The sequence below is a fragment of the Mesorhizobium sp. M4A.F.Ca.ET.020.02.1.1 genome, assembly GCF_004022645.1.
Taxonomy (GTDB): Bacteria; Pseudomonadota; Alphaproteobacteria; order Rhizobiales; family Rhizobiaceae; genus Mesorhizobium.
The window spans coordinates 1-876 of the sequence record NZ_RZOI01001230.1 but is presented as its reverse complement, the minus strand read 5'-3'; the positions used below and the strand labels follow the sequence as shown (position 1 = coordinate 876).

At 64.6% G+C, this 876-nt stretch carries 1 protein-coding gene; it reads left to right on the top strand.

Annotation, left to right across the window (positions count from 1 at the left end):
- The coding region (locus tag EN742_RS36270) for a UvrB/UvrC motif-containing protein (protein ID WP_189375757.1) at positions 1-876 on the top strand (876 nt) is incomplete at both ends.

Sequence of the window (876 nt, the reverse complement as noted above, 5' to 3'; positions counted from 1 at the left end):
GATCCAGACCATCGGCCGCGCCGCCCGCAACGTCGACGGCAAGGTCATCCTCTACGCCGACCAGATCACCGGCTCGATGGAGCGGGCGATGGCCGAGACCAACCGTCGCCGCGAGAAGCAGATGGAGTGGAACGCGGCCAACGGCATCACGCCGGAATCGGTCAAGTCGCGCATCGCCGACATCCTCGACTCCGTCTACGAGAAGGACCACGTCCGCGCTGACATCTCGCAGTTCACCGACGATGCCGGTGCGATGATGGGCAACAACCTGAAAACCCATCTCGAGGCGCTCGACAAGCAGATGCGCGACGCCGCCGCCAATCTCGATTTCGAGAAGGCCGCTCGCGTCCGCGACGAGATCAAGCGGCTGCGCGAGATGGAGCTTGCCATCTCCGACGATCCTCTGGCGCGCGAGGTGGAAAGCCAGAGCCCGGCCTCGGGCCGCGAAAAGGGCAAGCACAACAAGGGCGTGGCGAAACATCGTACCGCGGAGGAACAGGAACGTTTCCGCAGGCTCGACGAAACACGTGCCGCCGAAGAGGCGGCCAAGGCTGCCCGCCCCAACATGTTCCGCAAGCCGCATCTCGACGAGATGGGCGCCGACGGCGCCGTACCGGTGAAGAAGCCGCTCTTCGCCAAGCCGTCGATCGACGACATGGGTCCCGGCACCGACATGCCGACACCGGCCGGCGCGGTGTCTCGCTCGCTGTTCAAGAAGCAGTCGGCGCAGGAAGCGCATGGCTCCGATTTCGGCATCCCCGGCGAGCCCACCAAACCTCTGTTCAAGAAGAACTCGCTCGACGAGATGACAGTGCGGCGGACCGAAAAGCCCGTCGAAGGAAAAGTGCCGGCGAAACCAAAGCCAATCTCCCCCCA